A 24,268-nucleotide genomic window follows, 5' to 3' on the forward strand; every position below is an offset into this window, starting at 1 on the left:
CTCATCATCTCCTCTTGGTCGTCAACGCACAGAAGCGCTTCGCGCCGTGGATGGTCCATCTCTTGTGTGTCCATCTTTTTCCTCGGATCTACCCGAGCGCTTCTCCTAGCTGAGCATACCCTCCATCAACGCTGCCGAAGCGTTCCCAGTTGGAGAGACACTCATTTATGAAACTGTCGGGAAGAGCAAAACTGTGCGGTCTGATCAGGGAGATTTTTTCCTCAATAAGATATGCCTCCACGCCGAACAGCACCTTCAACTCAGGCAGGATAGATTGCTGGGCGTGAGCGCTCGAAGTTAACCCCTGGCGTCTTTCTCGATGAACCAGGACCCATCCAGTATGTGGCTCGACGCAAGAATGCCGAGGAGTTTGCCCGCTTCCTGTATACGCTGGCCCACCAATGTGGCTTGAACAGAGCGGCAGAAGTGGTAATCTTGGGAGATGGCGCCCGGTGGATCTGGCGTCTGGCGGAGGAGCACTTCCCCAACGCAGTGCACATCGTAGATCTCTACCATGCCCGCGAACACATATGGGACGTGGCCAATGCGGCTCATGGGCCAGCTACGCCACAGGGAGCCGCCTGGGCTAAACAGGCCGATGATCTGCTCTCCCGTGGCAAGATTAAGGAAGACCTGGAAAGGACCAGTGAGGTTGACCCGTTCGAGTCCAGTCACTCCTCTTCTCCCCTATGAGCCTCCTCATGCTGCTCAAGGTAGTGGAGTACATCGTTGCACCAGCTAATATAATTTTGTTCATACCCTATGGTGTATTTGAAAATCAGTTCTGCCATAGCTAAGGATTCACTGTTTCCCTGTGACATTGCCAGATACTTGGTTCGCTTTGCATCCAATTCCTGCTCATGCATAGAGAGCCGTTCTTGGTGCAGCGCGATCTGCTCACGGAAAATAGCCTGCATGTGTTTGGGATCTGCCACCCAGAGGCTATAGGCTTTCAAGAGAAATTCATCGCGTATGATTGCTGGAGAGGTCGAGGATTCTACCCAGGCCCGAAGTGCTACCTGACCTGCTTCTGTAATCTGATAAATTTTTTTATCCGGGCGCTTGGCTTGTTGTTCGATAATCTGGTAGGTTGTGAAGCCCGCTTCCACTAATTGGGCCAGTGCCGGATAAATTTGGGTATGACTGATTGCCCAGAACGGACCAAAATGTTTTTTCAGAAGCGTTACAAGATCATATCCTGACAATGGTTCGCGTGCTAACATCCCCAACAAAATGTATGCTAGTGTGTTCATTGAAACTATCCTTATGTTATAACGTAACATATGTAAGCAATTGACATATTGCAAAAGAGTGTGCTATGCTGCTGTGTGTCGCACACTAGCATAGGGTTATCGCGTATGAGCTATCCCTATTCTAGCAAGTGATCTACCCTCTTGCAAGCACAAAGGAGCAGTTCATCGATTTCTGATCGTTTTTTAGTTGCGAAAAGGAGTTTAGAATGATCCTGTCTACAAATACGAGGCATCCTCTCCAGTTGCTCACGGTGACTTTACGTGTCAATGGAAAAGATTATACGCTGGAGCTTGACTCTCGTGTCACTCTGCTCGATGTACTCCGCGAGCATCTTGCTTTAACCGGATCGAAGAAAGGATGTGATCATGGGCAGTGTGGAGCCTGTACGGTTTTGCTCAATGGGAGACGTATCAATAGCTGTCTCGCGCTGGCGGTCGCTTGCCAGGGAGCAGAGATCGTCACGATTGAGGGGCTTGGCGAGGGCCAGCAGTTGCATCCAATGCAGCGGGCTTTTATCGAGCACGATGCCTTTCAATGCGGCTATTGTACCCCTGGTCAGATCTGTTCAGCGGTTGGGATGTTACGCGAGGCGAAGGCTGGCTGGCCCAGTGTGGTGAGCACAGACCTGACAGCTCAGCATGTCGTTCTCGATGAAGAGGAGATTCGTGAACGGATGAGTGGCAATCTCTGTCGCTGTGCCGCTTACGCAAACATTGTTCCCGCAATTGCCGAGGTGTCTCAACAGGGACCGATAACAGATGAGGAAACACGCTAATGAAACCCTTTAGATATGAGCGGGCCCAGGATGCCGCGAGTGCCGTGGCTTTGGTCTCGCAGGCCACGCATGCTGGCTATCTTGCTGGAGGAACCAATTTGGTAGACCATCTCAAGCTCGGTGTGAGCCAGCCAGATGTGCTTGTCGATATTACACAACTGCCCTACGATCGTATCGAGGCTCTCCCAGATGGTGGCGTCCGTATTGGGGCTCTCGTCCGTAACTCCGATCTTGCGGCTGACCTACTCATTCGCGAAAAGTTTCCTTTCCTTGCTCAGGCCTTGCTAGCGGGGGCTTCGGGACAGATTCGCAATCAGGCGACGATTGGGGGAAATCTCTTACAGCGGACACGCTGCGTCTACTTTCAGGATGTCACCAAGCCCTGCAATAAGCGTGAACCCGGCAGCGGTTGTCCCGCTCGCGACGGCTATCATCGCAGCATGGCGATTTTAGGAACCTCAGAAGCGTGTATCGCAACACATCCTTCCGATATGGCTGTGGCGCTGGCTGCTCTTGGTGCTAGCGTCCATGTGTTGGGTCCACAAGGAGAGCGGGATATCCCCTTGCTCGATTTCTATCGCCTTCCCGGCGATGAGCCGCAACGCGATACGGTGCTTGAGTATGGTGAATTGATCACTGCGATTGAGGTGCCGGGGCTTCCCTTTGCCACCTCCTCACGCTATCGGAAGGTACGAGATCGAGCCTCCTATGCCTTCGCACTCGTCTCGCTCGCCGCCGCCGTCGATGTGGATCAAGGGGTGATCCGCGATGTGCGACTGGCATTCGGTGGGCTGGCGACCATTCCCTGGCGCGCACAGAAGGCCGAAGCAGTCCTACGCGGCGCACCTGCGGCCGAAGCGTCTTTTGTGCAAGCCGCCGAAGCTGAACTTGCCAATGCCCGACCTTTACGTGAGAATGCATTTAAGATTCAGCTTGCTCGCAACATTCTGATTCGTACCTTGCAGGAGCTTGTAGAAGGGAGCCATTCATGATCCAGGTTACCAAACCCTTGATTGGTGCACCGATCAGCCGTCTTGATGGACCCAGGAAGGTGACGGGAACCGCTACCTATGCCTTTGAGTATCAGTTTGAGGATGTGGTGTACGCTTTTCCGGTTCAAAGTACGATTGCAAAGGGCCGCGTCGTTGCTATTGATGCTACCCATGCCCGTACCTTGCCCGGCTTCCTCGGGTTGATTACTCATGAGAATGCTCCCAAGGTTGCTCCGGTTGGACTCCTTGGCCCCAATAATGATTTGGCAGTGCTGCAATCGGATCGTGTCGCCTATCGCGGACAATTCATTGCAGTGGTTGTAGCGGAGACCCTGGAGAACGCGCGCCGGGCCGCTGAACTCCTCGATATCCGGTATGAAGCGTTGCCTCCCGATGCAGAGTTGCGTGCCGACCGCGCTGATCTTGTGAAGCCGCAAGCGCTTGCTGCTGGCATGGCTACGGACACTGAGTATGGTGATGTCGAGGCTGCTCTCTCGTCTTCTCCTGTCCAATTGGATCAAACCTACACCACACCTGCGTATCATCATAATGCCCTGGAGCCTCATGCGACAATCGCGATCTGGAAAGATGATAGTCTGACGCTCTACGACTCAAACCAGGGACCTCATGCTGTTCAGCATATTGCAGCCACAGCCTTCAATCTCCCACCTGAACGTGTACGCGTGATCTCCGCCTTCGTTGGAGGAGGCTTTGGCTCTAAAGGTGGTAACTCGCATTTTATTCTGACGATCATGGCAGCCCAGCTTATAAAGGGAAGACCTGTGAAGATGGCCCTGACGCGTCAGCAGATGTTTGCGGTGGTCGGCTATCGCACACCGACGATCCAGCATTTGCGCCTGGGAGCCGAGCAGGATGGACAGCTCATGGCTATCTCCCATGAGGTTGTGGAGCAGACTGGCATGCTTCATGAGTTTGCCGAGCCAACCGCGAGCGCTACACGCATGATGTATGCTGCGCCACATCGCCGCACTGCACACAGGTTGGCACGCCTCGATGTGCCGATCCCTACCTTCATGCGTGCTCCGGGCGAGTGCCCAGGAATGTTTGCCCTCGAATCGGCCATAGATGAACTCGCGCTGGCTTGTGGCATCGATCCTATCGAGTTCCGTATCAAGAATGATCCAGCGGTCGATCCCGAATCCGGTCTGCCCTTCAGTAGTCGCAACCTTGTCGCCTGTCTTCGCCAGGGAGCTGAGGCCTTTGGTTGGCAGCAGCACCCACGTCAGCCTGCAACATGGCGAGAGGGACGCTGGCTCATTGGGACTGGAGTTGCCGCTTCAACTTTTCCAGTAGTGTTTTTCCCCTCAACAGCCAGCATCCGTGCGGAACGCGCTGATCACTATCGCGTGCTCATCGATGCCTCGGATATCGGAACCGGAGCCTGGACGGTCTTGGCACAAATTGCTGCCGATGCTCTTGAAGTTCCTCTAGAACAAATCCATCTAGAGATTGGCGATACTAATCTCCCGATGGCTGGACTCGCTGGCGGTTCTGCTGGCACGGCCTCTTGGGGATCAGCGATCATGGATGCAGCTCAGAAGTTCCGCGCCACATTGTACGGTGAGCTAGGAGGGAGGCTGCCGGAGGGTGGGCTGGAAGTGAGAGGTGGGCTGGAGCGCAGTCCCTATGCTGGCCAGTATGCAATGCATTCTTTTGGCGCACAGTTCGCGGAGGTCCGTGTCCATATGGATACTGGCGAAATTCGTGTGCCGCGTATGCTAGGTGTGTTTGCTGCTGGCCGTATCATTAACGCCAAAACCGCGCGTTCGCAGTTCCTGGGCGGCATGACGATGGGCCTCTCAATGGCACTCCACGAGCAGAGTGTGATGGACCCACGCTTTGGAGAGTATGTCAACCACGATTTTGCGGAGTACCATATCGCGACAAATGCCGATGTGGGAGCTATCGAGATTCAGTGGATTGATGAGGTTGATCCCTACGTCAACCCTGTCGGTGCCAAGGGTATTGGCGAGATTGGAATCGTTGGTACTGCGGCAGCAATTGCCAATGCCGTCTACCATGCGACAGGCATTCGTGTTCGCGACCTTCCTCTCTCACCTGATAAGCTGCTCGCCTCGCTCTCTCACTAGAGATGTTCGTGTGCCATATGCTTGAATGACTCTCGTTGGGAGGACGGTACACGAACATCGAATCCAACAAAAGAGGGAGAGGTATCAAACGATATGAGCGGTAAGAAGGGGAGAGAAAGGGCCTTGCTCCGTTCCTTGCAGGCCCTTATCCTCTCTCTCTTCTTTGCCCACGTTCCATGATGGGCGGACAAGGATAAGCTTGCCCTGGTAATGAGTTGTCCATCTCTGATAGCGTGGTCGCCAGGCGATTTTGTCGGCTGTATGCTGGAAGATTGCAACTTCCTTGCCAGCCTGTTACAATCAAGGAAATCTTCTTGTAGTGATGATGCCGAGCGAGGGCTGGCCGCTGCCCTCGCTCGGCATCATCACTACCAAACGCAAGATCGGATTGGAGGCAGCCGACTATTTTCAGCGTCAGGGCGATTGGATCGCTTTCAGCAAGGATGCAACGAGAGCCATATTGAGACAGATCTATCCTAACGAGGACTCTCCCGAACGCTTGTTCCTGGAAGCTCTCTTTGAGGACAATCCTCAGAAAGTGGAGAATATAGCTCATAATCTGTCCCAAGTATGCCTCTGGGAAATGTTGCTCCTCTATAACGAACACGGAATCCTTTCCCTCTCCTTCCCCTTTCACAGAAAGATAGGCACTACTTACATGGAAACGCTCCTCAATGGATTCTGGAGATCAACCAAGCGCCGACGAATGGAGATAACACCAGACTAGAACATGCTATCAATGAGGTGGAAGCAAGTCACAGGGTCATGCATGCAGCACGTATGTGCATTGTTCTTACACAACGGACCTGCGATCCAACCCATCTGGAACGCGCCCGAATCGTGTTTGAACAACTGGGGGACCGTCGCTCTTTGTCCAAATTGGAGGAGGTAGAGGCGGCATTAGTGGGTCGCTAATATGTTTCCATCCGCTTCCTGTTGTTGTCGAATAAAACGGATCAGGCCCACTCACGGACGGCCTGGGAATACAGACCACGCGCCGCAACTCTTGAAGAAAAGCTTATCAAGGAAAGATTACCGACGTAGCTTTTTTTCGCCAGTTTAACTGCTAGTAAGCTCTTCCCCTAAAAATTCGGCATTCTCATGTTCCGCCTGCGCTATCCACAATAGCGCGGAACATGAGAATGGCAGCTAAAAAGTTCGGTTTACTGTGCAAGATTTTCCAGGCTTTGTCCAGTACTTCTTGGGCCCAGTAACCAGACATCAAGACAGACGAGCCCCATGATTATGGCTGACCCGATAAAGAAAACCGTAGGGCCTGAGGTGGTCAAAATCGGCAGGGCTATAAATGGCAATGCTGCACTGGCCAGGCGGCTGATGCTATAAGCCGTTCCAACTGCTGAGCCTCGGATACGTGTTGGGAAGATCTCTGCCTGATAGATATGATAGGCGTTTGAGAAGACGTTGCTCATGGTTGTCAATAAAAAACCAGAAACAATGAGCACTGGCACGGAGTCCGCAAAGCCAAAGCTCAGACCGAATACGGCCATAAGAAACGCTGTTGCAACGATCAGCCACTTGCGTTCCATACGTTCGACGATTGGAATGGAGATGAGTGATCCAAATGGGTAGCCCACGTAGATGAGCGCTGTATAACCTAACGTGGAAACTATGTTGAAGCCTTTCGCTATCAGAATAGTTGAAGCCAGCGAACCGAAACCATAGTAACCAACCGTCTGGAATAACTGGAAAATCCAGAGCATGGTCGTGCGTTTCGTGTAAACACCACGGAACATTTCGCCGAAAGATGAATGTTTTTGTGATTCGCTTTCGCTGGCTGGCGTTGTCGGTTCAGCCAGCTGCGTGAGTTTCAGCTCCTGCATCGCTGCTTGCTCAAAGCTTTCTATAGCAGTGTTGGCCGCTTCAGTGCGATTGCGGATCTCTAGCCAGCGAGGAGACTCAGGCAGGTTACGGCGAGTAAACCAGATGATAAGTGCGCCCAGTGAGCCCAGTATGAAGAGCCAGCGCCAGCCAGGAATGAGAAAGTTTGTCGGCACAAGAAACTTTCCGGCAAACCCGGAGGCCGGGACGCCAAGAAATCCTACAGTGTAGGCCCAGGCTGTATAGCGTCCACGGGCCTGTTTGGGAAGCATTTCACCCATATAGGCGTCTGTCAGAGGAAGTTCTGAGCCGAGACCTATACCTGCCAGAAAGCGGAAGATAACCACAAACAAAACGTTAGGGGCGAAGGCCGCGGCAAGGGAGAATAGCGAGTAGATAAAGAGATTCACCATATACATGGTACGCCGACCAACATGGTCTGCCAGGCTACTCATTACAATTGCGCCAACGAACATCCCGAAGAAGCCAGAGCCAATTACTGCAGCTTTTTCAAGCGCATTCAGATTGTAGAGCGTGCCCAGCACAGTTCCTATAATGCCTCCGAGAAAGACATCGTAGATGTCGAAGAAGGTACCCAGGCCCAGGATTAAAGCGAGTTTGCGGTGCAATGAGAAGACAGGTAAGCGATCCATGCGTGCTGCTATGCTTACCTGCGTTTGAGTTACTGCCATAGATTGATGCCTCCATCATTGAGGGAAACGCATCTTGCGATGCCTGTCAATTTCAGTAGGTTGCTTGCTATCACTGCCCGTACTTCCACCATTGGATGCAGCTTCTACTATCATCTGGCTTCTCCAGGTGATAAGGTAAGCTTCAACAGATCAATGTATATGGCCAGACACCTCCTTTTGAGAAGCACGCGAACTGGCGATTTTTGTCCCTGTGAAGGGATGCAGGTCGCTTGATTTGCCCACTTTTGCTACCTGGGATGCCAGATGGTGCCCCACTATTGCCGGCAATTTGCGTCCCTCGGCGATGAGCTGGTCAAGATCAATACCTGTATGAAATCCCATCTCGTGCAACATATGAACCAGGTCTTCGGTTGAGATATTTCCAGTCGCATTGGGGGCAAATGGGCAACCGCCGATTCCGCCTAACGAAGATTCAAAAAGCGTGACGCCGCTGCGTAAGCCTGCAAAGGCGTTTGCCAGTCCCATACCTCGTGTATTATGGAGATGAAGGCCTAAGATAATCTCTGGGAAGCGTTCTCTGACTAGAGAGAGCGTTTGCTCTATCTGTAAGGGAGCTGCGGCGCCATCTGTATCTGCTAAAACAACCGTGTGGATGCCCATATCAACGAGCTTTTCAGTTATCCATATCACGCGCTCAACAAGCGTGCGACCCTCAAAGGGACAATGAAATGCTGTCGCGATAGTTCCCACCAGGACGGTCTCCGGGTTTTCCCGTTGCACAAAAGTGCAAACCCTTGCCAATTGGGCGAGTGATTCGCGCACGCAGCGGTTCAGGTTTGCCAGGTTGTGGCTTTCGCTGGCCGAAAGAACAAGATGCAGTTCGGTGATGCCTGTGGCCAGAGCGCGTTGGGCTCCCTTTATATTGGGAACAAGCGCGCTGTAAACCACTCCCAGATGATGCGGTAAGCGGGTTACCAACTCATCTGCATCAGCTAGTTGCGGGACGACTCTGGGATGCACAAAGGAGGTGACCTCAATTGAGGTAATGCCAGCCTGGACCAGCCCCTCAATCACCTGGATTTTTGCCTTGGTTGAGACAACGCGATCTTCATTCTGAAAGCCATCACGAGTAACAACCTCGGTCACTTTTATGTGTGCAGGCATCTGTGTTGGTGAGTTATTATCGTGCATACAGCCTCCTTTTCATTGCTCTAACCGATAGTGGGTGTGTTTCTCTAGCGTTGGACACTATATTACTTTTGCTTGCTTGAGTGCCTCGATCTGCTTGGGAGAGAAGCCCAGGAATTGACGATAAATCTCATCATTGTGCTCTCCAAGAGTTGGACCTGGCCATTGTGTTTTGCCTGGGGTTTCGCTGAGTTTGGGAACAATGCCAGGGAAGCGCACGTGTTTTTGTTCGCGGTGTTTTTCTATGGTGACTATCTGATCCTCAAGCATGCCTCTAGCCTGAAAATGTGGATCGTTGGCTATATCGGCGGCATCGAAGATGGGACCAGCGGGCACGCCAGCTTCGACCATTGTTTCAATGACCTCGGACAGCGTATGCTGCGAGGTCCAGTCAGAAATAACTTGATCAAGAAACTCTCTATGCTGACTTCTGCCGACGTTATCAACAAAGCGAGGATCTTCGCTCAAACCTGGCTGGCCAATTGCCAGCATCAGACGTTTAAAGACGGCATCCGCGTTACCCCCAATTACTACCCACTTATTTTCCTGGCAGATATATGTATTAGAGGGAGTAAGTCCTGGCAAGACGTTACCTGTGCGCTGGCGGATCATGCCGTACCCATCGTATTCTGGTAGCAGGGACTCAGTGATGGCAAAGACTGCCTCGTAAAGCGCGACATCGACGACCTGTCCATAGCTGTGCACGATGTTGCTTGTTGGAACCTGTTTTCCCTGGCGTTCTCGGTGAAGCAGGGCAATAAGTGCTCCGATAACCCCAAACAGTCCAGCTAGCGAATCGCCCAAACTAACTCCAACGCGGGTCGGTGAACGATCAGGGTAGCCTGTCAGGTAGCGTAGCCCACCAATGGCCTCAGCGACACTGGCGAAACCAGGCCGGTCCCGGTATGGACCATTCTGGCCGTACCCTGAAATGCGCACCAGAATCACATTTGGATTGACTCGCTGCATTTCTTCATATCCCAGATGCCATTTCTCCAGCGTACCAGGCCGGAAATTTTCTAGCACCACGTCTACCCGTTGAATCAACTTGAGCGCAATCTCCTGGCCCTCTGGCTTGCGTAAATCAAGGGTAATCGATTTCTTGTTGCGCGCGTGGAAAGACCAGAACAGGGAGGTATCGCCCTGGAAAAGACGCCATTGACGTAATTCGTCGCCTTCCTGTGGGCGTTCAACCTTTATCAGCTCGGCTCCAAATTCAGCAAAAATCCTGCCGGCATATGGTGCGGCAATAAGATTGCCGAGTTCCAGTACTCGCAGACCACTCAGTGGTCCGGGTTGCCTGTCCATCAGTCTCCTCCTGATGCATCTCTAACTGGCCCAGAATCCGGTCTCTCAAACGGCAATCGAAATGGATAACAGAGAGGCATGCATCGGCAAAACTGGTCTCTCTTCGGATTCTCTGGCAGCACTGCATAGCTTAATCAAGTAGTACCATGGAATCAATCACCTGTCAACCTTGATTAGATAAATCAATCTTTTTTAGTAGTAAGGAGCATATTACCTTGATTGTGACTATCAACATATTGTATGCTAGATAAAAATAGTAGGAAAGGTATCCCTGGCAGTGGGAGACGCATTGGTTTATGGAAAAGAATCGCTATTTAACGGCTCAGGAAGCGGCTGCTGAGCTTGAGATTAGCCTGGATACGCTCTATGCCTATGTGAGCCGAGGATTGCTGCGTTCGGAAACCAGTGATGGACCGAAAAGAAACCGCTGGTATCCTTTAGAAGATGTCCAGCGACTCAAGAAGCGTAAGGCCGAAGCTCGTCATCCCGAACAGGTGGCTGCGGGTACAATCCAGGCGGGCACACCGGTAATGGAGTCAGCCATTACGATGATGACAGAGGATCGCTTCTTCTATCGAGGATACGATGCGCTCAAGCTTGCCACCACTCACACGGTTGAGCAAGTAGCGATGCTTATCTGGTCGGGTGATATGACGAATGAGCACGCTCTATTTGGGCACACGCCATTGGAAAGCCTGCTGGTCCAGTATCAGAAGATTCGCCCACACCTTCGTGGCTTGGCCGCATTGGAGGCGTTTCAGGTATGTTTGCCGCTAGTTGCGCATGATGATATTGCGGCCTATGATTTGCGTCCCGAAGCCGTTGCTCAGACGGGTGCACGTATTCTGCAATTGTTAGCGATCATTGCAGCTGATGGACGCGGGACGACCTACGAAATTGCGCGTACGGTACAACAGGGATGGGTTCCTGATGATGAGCGAGCCAGAACATTATTAACGGCTGCTCTCATCCTCTGCGCTGATCAGGAATTTAATGTCACTACCTTCGCGGCCCGTTGCGTGGCTTCATCTGGCTCAACTCCTTACGCAGTTGTTTGCTCAGGTTTAGCGGCTCTCCAGGGGATTAAGCACGCTGGACAAACCGAAAAAATAGAAGCGTTCTTTCGGGAAGCAGGTTACCCGGATGGGGTTCGCGCGTCTATTACAAGTCTTCTCAAACGCGGCGAGCCTATTCCAGGTTTTGGGGAAGTTGTGCCAGGATTTGGCTCCGTTTTCTATCCCAGAGGCGATCCACGAGGAAAGCTCTTGCTTGAGTTGACAGCTCGGATTTATCCGCAGTCTTCTGCTGTGCTCATCGCGCAACGCACCGCCGATGAAACGTATACATTGCTGGGTGAACATCCGACAATCTTTTTTGGACTAGTCGTACTGGCGCGTGCGTTGAATTTGCCGCAGGGCAGCGCCATCGCGCTTTTTGCTTTGGGACGAACCATTGGCTGGATTGGGCACAGTATTGAGCAATATCAGGCCAACCAGGTTATTCGTCCGCGCGCTCGCTATATCGGACCTCTTCCACATAAACAGGACTGATTTGATGTAGAAAACGGGAAGCTGAGATGGCGTTACGTGACGCCATCGAACACATCGTGCTGGATTTTCCAGGCTACGGCTATCGGCGTGTGACCCATGTACTCTTTGCGAGCTGTCTGGAAAATCAACCAGAAACGGGTGCATCGGATCATGGAGATCATGATTATACTATCAACTCGCTAAGAACCAGTCGGTAGTATAATCATGATTTATTAATTACTTGTTCTATTTTTTTCTAATCAATACTCCGAAAAAGATAGTAACGAACTAATCACTAGTTTTTATACTTTTGTACTACTTTTCAATCATGCGTTGACAGGGCAACAGTGAATACGGTATATATTTCTCGTTCACCTATACATCACCTTAATTTATGGATTTAGATGTATGGATCATTTAGCAAGAGAAGATAAAGCGTTTGGATAGTGATGGCCGCTTAGATAGGAGAAAGCATGATAAACATTCGTCCAAAAGTCCTGATTATACATAATGAGGCCTCTACTTGCCTCTTTATCACCTCAATCCTTCAACAAGCAGGATATGAGGTAGATATCTCGCTGATGGGACAGGAAGGTCTTGCGAAGCTAATGAGTTGGCGGCCTCAGTGTTTGATTGTGGATGTGCTGTTGCCAGATATGAGCGGATATGCAATTTGTCGACGTGTACGCCAGAACTTTCCCGAAGAGATGATTCGTATTTTCCTTATGAGTTCTCAGGAAGCTGCTCTCGATCAGAGCTATGGCTTACGTCAGGGGGCAGATCATTATCTGTCGCAGCCCTTGACCGCCGAGACACTCCTGCTGGAGATCTGGCAACACCTTCCTGACGACTTGCGTACTGCAATCCCCCCTCCTTCACCAGCCCCCCTTCAGCCATTACTCTCGTTTCATGCGCTTCTGGAGTTCACTCCACGACGTTTGCCAGATCATGAGATGATGCGTGTGAGCAGTCCTTTTGCCGATCCTGGCCCATTGAAGCATGAGCAGACCCGCCGCCTCTATAGTGCTATTAACGGCAAAAAAACAGTGAGCGAGCTTGCTATGACTCTTGGTGTGAAGCCAGAAGAAACCGCCAGACTTCTTTGTATGCTGCTCAAAGAGAAGCGCATTCAGATGCACGATATAGATGGACAACTGATAGACGAGACGTCTGTTTGTTCTGCACTCAAGCACACAGAAGGTTGACAACCCACCTTCTTCACAGTTGCTCACATCTTATTTCCTGCACTTCCTCTACCTGATAGGAGGTATAGTATGAACTCTCAAGCACTTGTAGACATTCTTCTCGTGATTCAGATCATTATTACTCTGCTGATATCAGTTCAGGCATTTTATCATTATGTGAAAACGAAGGGAGACATTCTTTTTTCTGTTGGTTTATCGATGAGCGTGATTGCATTAGGAGGGATTACCGGATTGCTTGAAGATACTCTCCTTGCTAATAGTACATTCAATAGCCTCTGGTTTCGCTATATCGGACAGACTATCAGCTATTTATTTATCCTTTTGATTAGCTTGCGTGGATCAGAGGCGTATATTCAGCGCCTCAAATGGTGGCATATTGGTGGCACGATACTCCTGCTTGCACTGCTTGTGTTTACGCCTCTCATCCCAGTAAACTCTGATCCCACGATCTTAGCTCTGCTTAGCGGTTCGCGAAGTGCCGTCTGCTTCGCAATTCTCTTGAATTACACCGCTATTTTTATGAACAAACGGACGCGCTTTAGCCTCTTGATGGGACTAGCGTTTCTCTTTATCACTTTCGGCATCTGGGTCTATACAATGGAATTCTTCTTACCCCACCTCCTCTACCTGGATTATGTTGGGGATGGTATACGCATTCTTGGCCTTGTGATCTTATTGGCTGCTCTCTTTCTAGGGTAGGCGAACTAACCAGGATATGCAGATAAAGCTTTACGCCTCTTAACTGTGTCGTGCCTGTTTGCGGTCTATTGGTGATAGTGCTGGAAGAACTCCCAGATTACCTGACTTGCATCCAGGTGGGTTCTGTCAGAACTGAGATCACAGAAAAGCTTATCGAACAAATGGAATGCTCGTCTCTCGCTTGTTGACCTATAGGGAACTTCCTTGCGAGAACTGGCTCAGGAATATGGGGTCACCTGGACAATGAGATTGACCCATTTTTACGGAGGCCCCAAACCCTTGGGGTTAACAGATGAGTTGTTTGTAGCCTAAGGAAGAATGCCGTCGAACTCGGTTGTAAAAGCCCGCAGTGTACTCAAAGATGGTTTGCCTGGCTTGCGCCCGACTCACGAAGGGAAAGCTTTCAATATACTCAGCCTTGAGTGTCCCGAAAAACGACTCGGTCACGGCATTATCATAGCAATTGCCTGTTCGGCTCACGCTGACAGTGATATGGAATGAAGCCTCCAAAGAGCTGTAAGCATTGCTCATATATTGCGATCCTCGATCAGAATGAAAGAGTAACCCAATTCCTGGACGCCGACTAAGCAACGCCGTCTCAACCACTCGTCCTGGTTCGCGGCCATAGCCCATCCTACTACTCGGCGTGAGAAGAGATCAAGCACAACAGCAAGGTAGAGCCATCCCTCATAGGTGAAGACTAGCAGTAATATCGCCCATCCACTTTTCATAAGGAATTTGCCCTCTTGTGACTATGATGCGGATGCAATGCTAGCGCTGCTCACGAATAACGATAATAATATATTGACAAACAATAAATCATGTGCTAAGATATGGTTATCTAATACTCATTGAGGTATTCATTATGAAACGAAGTTCAACATTATTCTTAAAAGGTGTTATTTTACTTGTCGCAATCGGCGCGCTTGCTGGCATGATTCGGTTTCCTCAAACTGAAGGAAGAGCTACTAACTTAGATCTCATCAGTATTTATACAGATCCGTTTACTATCTATGGGTATATAGCTTCAATTCCTTTTTTTGTTGGTTTGTATCAGGCATTCAAATTATTAAATCTTATCGATGCTGATAAAGCTTTTTCTCAAAATGCTGTTAATACACTCAGAAATATGAAATTTGCTTCTCTCAGTCTTATCGGTTTTATTGCATTAGCAGAGTTTTATATCCGTTTCTTTGCGCATGGTGATGATCCAGCAGGTCCGACGGCACTTGGAATTCTTGCATCTTTCACAGCCATTGTTATTGCAACCGCTGCTGCTGTTTTTCAAAAGCTTCTACAAAATGCAGTAGACATAAAATCAGAGAATGACTTAACAATATGAGGCGCGCATTATGGCAATAATAATAAATATCGATGTAATGCTGGCTAAGCGGAAAATGAGCGTCACAGAACTTACTGAAAAGGTAGGTATAACCATGGCTAATCTTTCGATACTGAAAAATGGTAAGGCAAAAGCTATCCGCTTTTCAACTTTGGAAGCGATTTGTAAAGCTTTAGATTGTCAACCTGGAGACATTCTGGAATATAAGAAATAACGAACTGACTTCAAGCGGTTTATAATTACATCTCTCTAATGTCATTTGACAGGGTTCTGAATGCTGAGGCTCTAGTGAAAATTGCTGTCCGGCAGCACAATAGAGTTGCTTGACCATTCCCCAAGTTCTTCAACCTCGATGAAGCAATCGCCATCAGTTCATAGAAGAAAACAAACAAAAGTTTCCCATCTCCACGGATCGTGAGGCAGACCTCATCCATGTACTATTTGTCGCCGCAGCGAGAACGGCGGCGCAATTCATTGGCAGAGGATTGACCAAATGTGAGGCACCATTTCCTGACCGTTTCCTAGGTCACGACAATTCCTCGCTGCGCGTCGTCCGCTCTTCCACATCGCGAAAACTCAGCGAAAAGCGAACATACAGCCAGACTGCGTCACTGATAATTTCTGGTGGAAAGCGGTATCCTTTCTCATTGGGAGCGGTGGCTTTTGTTTTCATGGAACTACTTTATCAGCTTTGTTACCAAGTTGACAATACCTCTCCTTCCCGTCCAAACACGAGATCCCTATCAGCCACCCCAACTACAAAGAGACAGGGCCACCTCCTTCTGAGATTAGGCTTGCTTCGCTTTTTCGTAGGAAGCATCCGCAATCCAAAGCTTGCTCGTTACAAATATCTCATCCCTGGGAACGCCACTGTGTTGTATGCCTCGGCCTACTGCTTCTTCATTCTGATAGGACGCCGCGGTATCAATTAAACGGTAGCCGGTCGCCAGTGCGGTAGCAACGCTTTGTTCAGCTTCCTCCTGACTCATCTGAAAGACGCCGAAGCCTAACGTTGGTATTTTTGTACCGTTCGATAATGTGATGGTTGGAATATTTGTCATGTGATCTCCCTTACAGGTATAGCTCAATCCGTGTTCCTACTTCGTAGTCTCAAACATTACCCTTTTCCAAATGCCCTTTTAGTAGCGATCTCCCAAAACCGTGATGGTGGACATGGCATGGTCAATCTCTCGCAAATCACCTTCGGTCAACTCGACCTGGACTGCGCCGATGTTCTCTTCTAAGCGCTCAATCTTGCGGCTGCCCGGAATAGGCACGATCCACGGTTTTTGTGCGAGCAGCCAGGCCAGCGCAACCTGCGCGGGCGTCGCATGTTTCTGCGTTCCGATGCGCGCCAGCAGGTCAATCACCGCTTGATTGGATGTGATGGCCTCTGGTGTGAAGCGCGAGTTGCGACTGCGAAGGTCCGAGCTATCGAAGGTGGTATGTTCGTCGATCTTGCCTGTCAGATACCCTCGACCAAGCGGACTGTAGGGCACGAAGCCGATGCCCAGCTCTTCGCAGGTTGGTAACACGTCCTCTTCTGGGGCTCGCCACCACAGCGAGTATTCGCTCTGAACAGCCGTTACTGGCTGGACGGCGTGAGCGCGGCGGATGATCTCCGCAGAGGCTTCTGACAGTCCGAAATGCTTCACTTTGCCAGCGTCGATCAACTCCTTCACGGCTCCTGCGACCTCTTCGATGGGGACGTCAAGGTCGACCCGATGCTGATACAACAGATCAATGGCCTCAACCCTCAAGCGCTTGAGCGATGCCTCGGCGACCTGCTTGATGCGCTCCGGACGGCTTTGAAACCGCTCCATCCGGGACTTCCGTCGGCATTGAGTTGAAAGCCGAACTTGGCGGCGATGACCACTTGCCCCCGAAAGGGAGCCAGCGCTTCCCCCACCAGTTCTTCGTTGGTAAAAGGGCCATAGACCTCAGCCGTGTCGAAGAAGGTAATGCCTCGGTCCACTGCCTCATGGAGAAACGCGATCATCTCTGCTGTATCTCCAATCGGTTTATCTGCAAAGGTCATACGCATACAGCCAAGACCAAGGGCTGAGACTTCCAGACTGCTGTTTCCAAGGAATCGTTTCTGCATATGCTGCACTCCTGGCCAGTTTATTGCTCGTCAAAAACGCGTTTGGCGACGGTAATGGCCGACATGGCCTTCGGCCAACCAGCATAAAACGCGAGATGGGTGATCACCTCTTTGAGCTCTGTCTCCGTCAGGCCATTGTCTTTTGCTCTCATCTGCTGGAAGCGTTCGTGCGACTGGTGAGATTGGTCGGTTCTCCTGCCCACGCACGGGTGCTTGGACCCTTGATCACGCGAGAGATTCTCTACTGGCTTCTCATCGGAGAGCAGGGGAGTCGGCTCCGTCACCTGGCGCTTCAAGGAGGCTATACTCCCGATATCATCCAGGCGGTCAAGCGACTCCGCCAACACTTCGATCAGCCCCTACGCATCGAGGAGATCGCGCGGGATCTCGGCATGAGTGTCTCAGGGTTCCACCACCACTTCAAAACGGTCACTGCGCTCAGTCCCTTACAGTTCCAGAAACAGTTACGGCTCCAGGAGGCTCGTCGTCTCATGCTCTCCGAAGATCTCGATGCCACAAGTGCGGCTTATCGTGTCGGATATCAGGACGCCGCGTACTTCAATCGTGAATATAAAAGCCTCTTTGGCATCCCTCCCATGCGCGATGTGCAACGGTTGCGAGGCGAAACGCTCGCCTTCTCTGGGCAGTGAGAAAGGCGACGCGCTTCATAGAAGAGAGAATATGCTTTGCACAACGGAGGGCTACTCCCTCTGTTGTGCTGGCAATGTTGGCCTGGTTCTCCTCGTCAGGCAGGATTCTTCCGAAAAAGAAAGGGTCATGCTAGAAATACTCGTATTGCTCGCTACTCTGCCCCTGATGACAGCTAACGTAGCGCTACCCCTATCAAGGCATGAACAATTTTTGGAAGAGCTTTCCCTAACAAGAAACCTCTCGAAATCTCTTTTCGTCTTTATGAGCCGCCTTCGCCCAATTTGCCTGTCACTTCGTAAATATCTGGTACAAGGGAGTCTCTCTTTTCTTTTCCAGATCTTCTGGACGACTTTTGCTCTACGGAATACGTCGATCCATGACACGTTCTGAGAAACATGGAACAATTCCCTGTTCTATGCTACGATAGCACCATCACAGCAGCACTGTGATGGTGCTATGATTTTGTGTGGCCGTTCTTTTGGGGAGAGAAAGAGGACACCGTTTATGCTCATCTCACCATTCGGAGATATGCTCAAGGCGTTTCGCAAGCGCAAACGTATCAGTCAAAGGGCATTGGCTGAGCGGTTGGGCGTGCATCACAATACCATCTGGTCCTGGGAACAGGGCAACTACCTCCCTGAGGGGAAAAGGATCGTCCTGGAACTGGGGCGTTTGCTTGGACTGAGCGAAGCAGAAACACGACAGCTTCTCGAAGCCAGTCTGACCGCGCTTTCGCCTCACTGGTCTGTGCCCTATCAACGCAATGTGTTCTTTACCGGACGAGGCACCTTGCTTGACCAGTTGCATCAGCTCCTGCATACGGACCATGCGGTGGCCCTCACCCAATCCTATGCATTATATGGGCTTGGTGGGATTGGCAAAACCCAGATCGCCCTGGAGTATGCGTATCGTTACGCCCTGGAGTATAGTGCGATCTTCTGGATTGAGGGAGAAACGGTTGAAAGCATCCTGGCGAGTCTGGGTCGCATTGCCGAACACCTCCAGTTTCCAGAGCGTGGAGACAGCGATCAGCAACGGATGGTGGCAGCGGTGCAGCACTGGCTGACCACGAATGGCACGTGGTTGTTGATCTGGGATAACGTCGAGGATCCAGAACTGCTTTACCAATTTCTCCCCCCGACCCGTCAGGGAGCCATTCTCATCACCACACGCCGTTCCTCTCTGGGAACCCTGGCTCATAGCCTTGAGTTGTCACCCATGACGCTCGATGAGGGTGCGGCGTTTGTTTTGCGGCGCGCTCATCTCAACAAAGCAATGAGGTCTGACGAGAGCAAACCACACCCTTCTGAATGGGGGACTGCCCAGGAACTCGTCAAGGTGATGGGAGGATTACCCCTGGCCCTCGACCAGGCTGGCGCCTATATCGAAGAAGCAGGATGCGGTCTAAGCGACTACTTGCAACGGTATCAGGAACAACGGGTCCCGCTGCTGGGGCGGCGAGGAACCTTGGGGCGTGATCATCCTCACCCTGTCACCACAACCTTTCGTTTGGCCTACGAACAAGTGAAGCAACAACATTCCCTCGCGGCTGATCTGTTGTGTTTGTGCGCTTTTCTTGCCCCAGAAGGTATCCCTGAGGGAATCTTTCTTGGCAGAACCGCCTCTTCCGAAGGAACTGCTGATCGCATTGTCACAGATCTCTACCAATTCGATCAGGCAATCGGTGCGTTGCGGAACTTCTCGCTGGTGCAACGACAGCCCGAGATGCAAATGCTCTCGCTGCACCGCCTGGTCCAGGTGATTCTGCAGGAAAGTATGAGCGAACAAGAACACATGCAGTGGCAGCAGCGCGTAGTCCACCTGCTCAATGCGGCCTTTCCGGCTGTCACCAGTGACACCGGGACAGAAATATGGGAGCCCTGTGAGCAGCTGATTCCCCACGTGATGGCCTGTGCCGTCACGCTCCCTGCTTGCCTCCAGAGCCAGGAATTCGCTGAGCTACTCCTGAAGGCGGCGGACTATTTGGACCAGAGGTCCCAGTACGAACGAGCGAAATCGCTGTATCAACAAGCACTCCAGATCCAGATCCAGTTGTTCGGTCTGGAACATCCCCACGTTGCCTCTTTACAGAGCAAGCTTGCCTATCTCTATCGACTCTTGGGCAACTATGAGCAGGCAAAACTGCTGTTTCAGGAAGCTTCGCATGTTCTAGAACATGCGTTGGGACTGGAGCATCCAGAAGTAGCGTACCCCCTCGAAGGGCTCGCAATGGTCTACTATGAGCAGGGCAAGTACGAGTTGGCAGAGCCGTTGCAGCAACGAGCGCTGCTGATCCGGGAGCAGGCACGGGGCCTAGAGCACCCGGAGGTTGCCTTGTCGCTCAACCGGCTGGGAAATGTCTACTACGAACAAGGCAAGTACGAGCTGGCAGAGGTAGTGTATCAACGATCACTGCAGATCCGCGAACGGGCATGGGGGCCGGAGCATTTTCGGGTGGCAGGCCCACTCAGCAATCTGGGCGACCTCTATCGGGAGCAGGGCAAGTATGAACTGGCGGAATCGCTTTTCCAGCGGGCAGTGCGCATCGCGGAACAGGCCTTAGGCCCAGCACATCCAGATGTGGCTTTTACGCTTGTGAGCTTGGCTGATCTCTACCGCGAGTGGGGCAACTCGACGCAGGCCGAGGAGTTGTATCAGCGGGCGCTTGCTATTGCTGAGCAAGCGCTTGGGCCGGAGCACCACGCAATCGCGTATCCCCTCCATGGTCTGGCGCTTCTCTACCAAGGACAGGGCCAATATGAACAAGCCGAGGCCTTGTTCCAGCGCGCATTGCAGATCCGTGAACAGCGTCTTGGCCAGGATCATCCGAAGACAGCACAAACGCTCCACGACCTGGCTCTCTTTCACCAGTTTCAGGACAAGATGAGCGAGGCTTAGACCAAACGTACTCTTCAGATCCGCACGCGGTTGCCGGGCCAATCCACACAACCCACCCTCCCAATACTGCCTGATCCATCGCGCTATCGGTCGCAAGCGGCACCCCCGATGCTCGTGACAGCTCCGCTTTCGACACCCCGTCTTCCACACACGCCCTCACCACGCGCATACCGCCGGTACGCTTCCGCCCGCTGATCTCATTGAGAAGCAACAAATCAATCAGTACCACGGAAAGGAAATGCGGTTGTGTTGCAAGAAGGAAACTGATCTGTCAAAGTTGAGAGAAAAGAACCAAAGAGGATCAAACATGACCGAGCAACACCCGTTCAACAGTGGAGTACTGTACTGGGAAGGCTGGCATACAAGAAGCGCCAATGGTGTGGCCTTTGCCCCGATGGCAACCTGCTCGCGAGCAGTGGGAATGATGTCGGCATCCGGTTGAGGAGAAGGTAGACAATCCTGAGCGAGGCTATCCAATCCGCGTTGACAGAATACCCATGATGCTTACGCGTTGTCGCACGCGCACCGAGCCCGCCGAGTCTTCCCATCCCCTTGCGCATGGATAGGAAGAGCGGATGGGTGGGGGTGAGCAGTATTCATTGACACCGATGCGGTCTCCATGCTATCATCTGGCCGATGAGTAAAAGATATCTGTTCCCCTCAGGCGGTGTGAAACCGCTTTTGACCGCGTAAGCCCGGCACAGATCGCGCTTACGTGGCTGTTTGTGAATAGCGCCCTCCTCACGCGCAGCGCTGATCGCGTTGGTGCGAGGATATGCGTTGTCTTCATCCTACGATGGATCTCAGCCCCGTGTTGATTGGACCGCGCCTCGGTTGCCGGGCTCCTTTTGCTTCCCTTCTTGCAGAAACAAGTCGAACGAAAGGATGTTTCATGATCAACACGGAAGGCATTCCACCACAACCCGTTTCCCTTTGGCGCAATCGTGACTATCTGTTGCTCTGGCTCGGCAACGCCGTCTCCTCGCTCGGCACTTCATGCACACAGTTTGCGTTTCCACTGCTCATTGTGGGACTGACGCGTTCGATCGCTGCTGCCGGGCTGGCGTATAGCCTGGGACAGCTTCCCTACGTCCTGTTGAGCCTGCCCGCCGGGTCGCTGGTGGATCGCTGGCCGCGCAAACGCGTGATGCTGCTCTCTACCTTCTGCTTGATGGTGTGCGTGGCGAGCATTCCCCTGACGCTGGGCCTTTCCAGCGGACCACTGCGGCTGCTTCTCCTCTACGCCATCGCCTTTGGCCTGGGAGCCATTTCGCTTTTCTACGAGCTGGCCGGATTTGCAGCACTGGCATGGATCGTGCCAAAGAGCCAGCTCACCACAGCAGTCGCACAGAACGAGGTGATTGTTGGCTCCAGCGCGCTTGTCGGACCCGCCCTGGGTAGCTGGCTCTTTAGCATCAGCAGGCTGCTCCCGTTCGTCACCGACGCGCTTTCCTCTCTGATCTTGCTCAGCTCACTCTTCTCCATCCGCTCGCCCATGCAAGATGAACGGAGGACGCAGCGTCACCACCTGCTCCAAGAAGTGCGCGAGGGGCTCACCTGGCTACGGGAGCATGAGGTCATACGCTCGATCTTCCTCATTTCCAGCTATCTCAACCTCACCATCACAGCCAGTATGCTTCTCGTCCTGGACATTGTGCAACAGCAGCATATCCCGTCGGTGCTCTACGGCCTGATCGGAGCATGTGGCGGTGTCGGGAACCTGCTTGGCGCGGCGCTCTGCCCGCCGTTGCAGCGGCGCATACGCATAGGTCTCACGCTTCGCTGTGCCCTGATCGTGTTCGTAGTGCTCTTCCCTCTCTATGGCTTCATCACGACGCCACTGCTGTTGGGAGCCGTCTTCGCTGCCATCGCTCTCTCCGACTCGATCCGTGCTGTCTTCATGGACAGTTATCGCTTTGCGGTCGTCCCAGATGCCCTGCAAGGCCGCGTCAATGGCGTCTCTCGCCTGATCTTGTTCAGCGTCCAAACCCTCGGCTCCTTCGCACTCGGGCTGAGCCTGGAGCATCTGGGCGTGTTGCCGACCGTGGGCATCGTGTGGAGTGGCCTGTTTCTGATCACCGGATGGCTGTTTCTCTCTCGGCGCATGCGGCAAGCGACATTCCCACAAGCGTAAATCCCACCATGCTGCAGCTGATACGGGAGATGTGGGGCTTCTCTCCTGTGAACAAGAAAAGCTAAACGAACTACAATGAGGAGCGATACGTGATGCTCAGAGGGTGGTTCTAGCCCGTCGCGCCAAACTCAGGCAAGACAAGTTGCTGCGCCAGAGGAACGATCTTGCCTGGTTTCTTGCGCGCGATGGGTTCTGGTCGCCTCAAAGCTAAAAGCCACTCTGTCCCTGCATTTCCCTCTTTGCATGTTTGTTGTTCTCCCGCGCCTGACTTATGCCAGCTTATCATCACGGAGAATGGCGGCATATTGTCACAAAAATGAGGCGGAATGTTGGGATTGACCCATGAAGCAACATGATTTACGGCCTTGTTTTGACGAAACACAAAATCTTTCACCTTTTCTTCATGGTGTAACATAGGAGCGTCTATATTGCTGAGCAGGAAAAGTGAAAGACGCCTGGGCGCGCTTCGCCAGCCCCGTTCAAGGAGCCCTGTTGCCAGAGAACAAGTCGCGCATGTTCTCGGTAACATCGCACTCATGGGAAGAAAAAGCATCTTCAGTGAAGCTTTTGGCAAAGAGAGAAGAACAGATGAACCCGATAAACATTTCCACAGAAACCGCGAGAAGAATCGCAGAAATGGATCAGACCTTACTCTTTCACCAGGTCATGACGCAGGCCCACCGCTGGTTTCAGCCATATGAACAGCCTGAATGTGACTTGCAGAACCAGCTTGATATTTTAGCTTCTGATGTTCACATCCAAACATCTTTAGGCGAAGCAAACGGCCACCAGGTATACGCACAGAGATTCACCAGTTTGCCTGCGAACTGGCGCAACGCTCATCATGTCCAGACGGCTACGGTAAGACGGCTCAACGATGGCGTGTCTGCACTCAACAAAGAAGAGTTTTCCTTGTGGAATACAAAAAACATCACATCGGCAAGGAAAAATCTCACCAGATTTGATCTTATTGCGATTTCTGGGGGATTGCCCAGTGGTAGAAATTGAAGGGGCTTCCAGAGAGAGAGTGCCAGAAATCAATTGAGATCGCTTGCTGTCCATTTTGCACATAGGTATAGAACACAAGCCCTTCCATCGTTGCAGCAGGCCGCAAGGTTTCATTATGCAGAAGTTGCCCCTGGGAGGATGGCGGGAGCCTATCGGGGGTCAACGGGAAACCCGGACTATTAGTGATAGGGAACTTTGTATTCACAATCAGAACGTTTTTTCCGTCAGCTTCATTCCCAAAGGCAACCTCGACATCTTCATTTCCCACATTTTGAAGCTTGATACTTACCATGATATCCTCTTGTCCCGCATCCTCCTTATAGAAGGTGATAGAACGCACTTGCATAAAGAGTCCATGATCGGTGGCAGCCTGACCCACCGTGAGATTTCCTGTGAGGCCCAGGATAGGAGAGGCTACAACAATCACCACAATGAGTATTACGGTTGCCACTAGAAATCCTGAGAGGCGCCGCAGGATCTTGACAGGCAATGCCCATTTCTCTTTTCGCCTGTTCTTGGTCGGCGGCCTTTTTACCTCTGGCGGATCCGGTGATGACACAAAATCATGCATATTTCTG

General features: G+C 51.8%; 23 protein-coding genes and 6 pseudogenes. 17 read left to right on the forward strand and 12 right to left on the reverse strand.

Going from position 1 to position 24,268, the window contains the following annotated elements:
* The first annotated feature begins 342 nt into the window (after window positions 1-342).
* Window positions 343-693 carry a hypothetical protein gene (locus K3T83_RS02635; protein WP_220201430.1) on the forward strand — a complete coding sequence of 117 codons (351 nt, stop codon included), beginning with the start codon at window positions 343-345 and terminating at the stop codon, window positions 691-693.
* Here K3T83_RS02635 and K3T83_RS02640 read toward each other — a convergent pair.
* Window positions 672-1,253, reverse strand: a complete 582-nt coding sequence (locus K3T83_RS02640; protein ID WP_220201431.1) for a PadR family transcriptional regulator — start codon at window positions 1,251-1,253, stop codon at window positions 672-674. The two genes, K3T83_RS02635 and K3T83_RS02640, sit on opposite strands and share 22 nt — an antisense overlap.
* Before the next feature lie 206 nt (window positions 1,254-1,459).
* On the opposite strand from K3T83_RS02640, the gene K3T83_RS02645 reads away from it, so the two are divergent.
* The 5 genes from K3T83_RS02645 to K3T83_RS57125 all read left to right on the forward strand — a co-directional run bounded on the left by K3T83_RS02645 (window position 1,460) and on the right by K3T83_RS57125 (window position 6,047).
* Window positions 1,460-2,029, forward strand: coding sequence for a 2Fe-2S iron-sulfur cluster-binding protein (locus tag K3T83_RS02645; RefSeq protein ID WP_220201432.1), 570 nt, complete (start codon window positions 1,460-1,462; stop codon window positions 2,027-2,029).
* Window positions 2,029-3,021: an FAD binding domain-containing protein gene (locus K3T83_RS02650; RefSeq protein ID WP_220201433.1), complete on the forward strand. Its 993-nt coding sequence runs from the start codon at window positions 2,029-2,031 to the stop codon at window positions 3,019-3,021. Before K3T83_RS02645 ends, K3T83_RS02650 begins: the two co-directional genes overlap by 1 nt.
* Window positions 3,018-5,132: a xanthine dehydrogenase family protein molybdopterin-binding subunit gene (locus K3T83_RS02655; RefSeq protein ID WP_220201434.1), complete on the forward strand. Its 2,115-nt coding sequence runs from the start codon at window positions 3,018-3,020 to the stop codon at window positions 5,130-5,132. Before K3T83_RS02650 ends, K3T83_RS02655 begins: the two co-directional genes overlap by 4 nt.
* 322 nt (window positions 5,133-5,454) lie before the next feature.
* On the forward strand, window positions 5,455-5,859 hold the full coding sequence (locus tag K3T83_RS02660) for a hypothetical protein (RefSeq protein WP_220201435.1): 405 nt from the start codon (window positions 5,455-5,457) through the stop codon (window positions 5,857-5,859).
* Window positions 5,860-5,912: 53 nt separating this feature from the next.
* On the forward strand, window positions 5,913-6,047 hold the full coding sequence (locus K3T83_RS57125) for a hypothetical protein (RefSeq protein WP_268963430.1): 135 nt from the start codon (window positions 5,913-5,915) through the stop codon (window positions 6,045-6,047).
* 248 nt (window positions 6,048-6,295) lie between these two features.
* Here the strand turns inward: K3T83_RS57125 and K3T83_RS02665 are convergent, their stop codons facing one another.
* The 3 genes from K3T83_RS02665 to K3T83_RS02675 all read right to left on the reverse strand — a co-directional run bounded on the left by K3T83_RS02665 (window position 6,296) and on the right by K3T83_RS02675 (window position 10,120).
* The gene (locus K3T83_RS02665) at window positions 6,296-7,663 is read right to left on the reverse strand and encodes an MFS transporter (RefSeq protein ID WP_220201436.1); all 1,368 of its coding nucleotides are present in this window, start codon (window positions 7,661-7,663) and stop codon (window positions 6,296-6,298) included.
* Between the two features lie 150 nt (window positions 7,664-7,813).
* A complete protein-coding gene (locus tag K3T83_RS02670) occupies window positions 7,814-8,815 on the reverse strand; it encodes a hydroxymethylglutaryl-CoA lyase (protein ID WP_220201437.1) in 1,002 nt (333 codons plus the stop codon).
* A 57-nt stretch (window positions 8,816-8,872) separates the two neighbouring features.
* Complete coding sequence (locus K3T83_RS02675; RefSeq protein WP_220201438.1) at window positions 8,873-10,120, reverse strand: CaiB/BaiF CoA transferase family protein; 1,248 nt, start codon at window positions 10,118-10,120, stop codon at window positions 8,873-8,875.
* Window positions 10,121-10,416: 296 nt separating this feature from the next.
* On the opposite strand from K3T83_RS02675, the gene K3T83_RS02680 reads away from it, so the two are divergent.
* The 4 genes from K3T83_RS02680 to K3T83_RS02695 all read left to right on the forward strand — a co-directional run bounded on the left by K3T83_RS02680 (window position 10,417) and on the right by K3T83_RS02695 (window position 13,553).
* A complete protein-coding gene (locus K3T83_RS02680; RefSeq protein ID WP_220201439.1) occupies window positions 10,417-11,670 on the forward strand; it encodes a citrate synthase family protein in 1,254 nt (417 codons plus the stop codon).
* Between the two features lie 26 nt (window positions 11,671-11,696).
* Window positions 11,697-11,867 (forward strand): hypothetical protein, encoded by a 171-nt coding sequence (locus tag K3T83_RS02685; protein WP_220201440.1) that lies wholly within the window; start codon window positions 11,697-11,699, stop codon window positions 11,865-11,867.
* Window positions 11,868-12,122: 255 nt separating this feature from the next.
* The gene (locus K3T83_RS02690; protein ID WP_220201441.1) at window positions 12,123-12,854 is read left to right on the forward strand and encodes a response regulator; all 732 of its coding nucleotides are present in this window, start codon (window positions 12,123-12,125) and stop codon (window positions 12,852-12,854) included.
* A 69-nt stretch (window positions 12,855-12,923) separates the two neighbouring features.
* Window positions 12,924-13,553, forward strand: a complete 630-nt coding sequence (locus K3T83_RS02695) for a hypothetical protein (RefSeq protein ID WP_220201442.1) — start codon at window positions 12,924-12,926, stop codon at window positions 13,551-13,553.
* 285 nt (window positions 13,554-13,838) lie between these two features.
* Here K3T83_RS02695 and K3T83_RS57750 read toward each other — a convergent pair whose 3' ends face one another.
* Complete coding sequence (locus K3T83_RS57750; RefSeq protein ID WP_220201443.1) at window positions 13,839-14,084, reverse strand: integrase core domain-containing protein; 246 nt, start codon at window positions 14,082-14,084, stop codon at window positions 13,839-13,841.
* Window positions 14,085-14,278 (reverse strand): annotated as a pseudogene (locus K3T83_RS57755) (DDE-type integrase/transposase/recombinase); the annotation flags it as partial.
* Window positions 14,279-14,418: 140 nt separating this feature from the next.
* Here K3T83_RS57755 and K3T83_RS02710 point away from each other — a divergent pair.
* Both K3T83_RS02710 and K3T83_RS02715 read left to right on the forward strand, forming a co-directional pair.
* Complete coding sequence (locus K3T83_RS02710; RefSeq protein ID WP_220201445.1) at window positions 14,419-14,895, forward strand: DUF2975 domain-containing protein; 477 nt, start codon at window positions 14,419-14,421, stop codon at window positions 14,893-14,895.
* A gap of 10 nt (window positions 14,896-14,905) precedes the next feature.
* A complete protein-coding gene (locus K3T83_RS02715) occupies window positions 14,906-15,109 on the forward strand; it encodes a helix-turn-helix domain-containing protein (RefSeq protein ID WP_220197227.1) in 204 nt (67 codons plus the stop codon).
* A 226-nt stretch (window positions 15,110-15,335) separates the two neighbouring features.
* On the opposite strand, the pseudogene K3T83_RS02720 reads toward K3T83_RS02715, so the two are convergent.
* The 4 pseudogenes from K3T83_RS02720 to K3T83_RS02740 all read right to left on the reverse strand — a co-directional run.
* A pseudogene (locus K3T83_RS02720) lies at window positions 15,336-15,568 on the reverse strand (IS6 family transposase); the annotation flags it as partial.
* Window positions 15,569-15,686: 118 nt separating this feature from the next.
* A pseudogene (locus tag K3T83_RS02725) lies at window positions 15,687-15,956 on the reverse strand (aldo/keto reductase); the annotation flags it as partial.
* A gap of 78 nt (window positions 15,957-16,034) precedes the next feature.
* Window positions 16,035-16,999 (reverse strand): annotated as a pseudogene (locus tag K3T83_RS02730) (aldo/keto reductase).
* A gap of 20 nt (window positions 17,000-17,019) precedes the next feature.
* Window positions 17,020-17,148: pseudogene (locus K3T83_RS02740) on the reverse strand (carboxymuconolactone decarboxylase family protein); the annotation flags it as partial.
* Between K3T83_RS02740 and K3T83_RS02745 the strand changes: the two are divergent.
* From K3T83_RS02745 to K3T83_RS02755, 4 genes and pseudogenes are all read left to right on the forward strand, one after another.
* A pseudogene (locus tag K3T83_RS02745) lies at window positions 17,149-17,649 on the forward strand (helix-turn-helix domain-containing protein); the annotation flags it as partial.
* Window positions 17,650-18,154: 505 nt separating this feature from the next.
* The gene (gene fxsT, locus K3T83_RS02750; protein WP_220201450.1) at window positions 18,155-20,548 is read left to right on the forward strand and encodes an FxSxx-COOH system tetratricopeptide repeat protein; all 2,394 of its coding nucleotides are present in this window, start codon (window positions 18,155-18,157) and stop codon (window positions 20,546-20,548) included.
* Between the two features lie 307 nt (window positions 20,549-20,855).
* Complete coding sequence (locus K3T83_RS57130) at window positions 20,856-20,990, forward strand: hypothetical protein (protein ID WP_268963431.1); 135 nt, start codon at window positions 20,856-20,858, stop codon at window positions 20,988-20,990.
* A gap of 450 nt (window positions 20,991-21,440) precedes the next feature.
* Entirely contained in the window at window positions 21,441-22,682 is a 1,242-nt protein-coding gene (locus tag K3T83_RS02755; RefSeq protein WP_220201451.1) for an MFS transporter, read from the forward strand.
* A 109-nt stretch (window positions 22,683-22,791) separates the two neighbouring features.
* Here K3T83_RS02755 and K3T83_RS02760 read toward each other — a convergent pair whose 3' ends face one another.
* A complete protein-coding gene (locus tag K3T83_RS02760; protein WP_220201452.1) occupies window positions 22,792-23,064 on the reverse strand; it encodes a hypothetical protein in 273 nt (90 codons plus the stop codon).
* 62 nt (window positions 23,065-23,126) lie between these two features.
* Here K3T83_RS02760 and K3T83_RS02765 point away from each other — a divergent pair, with 62 nt between their 5' ends.
* A complete protein-coding gene (locus tag K3T83_RS02765) occupies window positions 23,127-23,690 on the forward strand; it encodes a hypothetical protein (protein ID WP_220201453.1) in 564 nt (187 codons plus the stop codon).
* Here K3T83_RS02765 and K3T83_RS02770 read toward each other — a convergent pair.
* Window positions 23,650-24,261 (reverse strand): hypothetical protein, encoded by a 612-nt coding sequence (locus tag K3T83_RS02770; protein WP_220201454.1) that lies wholly within the window; start codon window positions 24,259-24,261, stop codon window positions 23,650-23,652. The genes K3T83_RS02765 and K3T83_RS02770 overlap by 41 nt on opposite strands.
* Window positions 24,262-24,268: the final 7 nt, after the last annotated feature.

Source organism: Reticulibacter mediterranei, assembly GCF_016587455.1.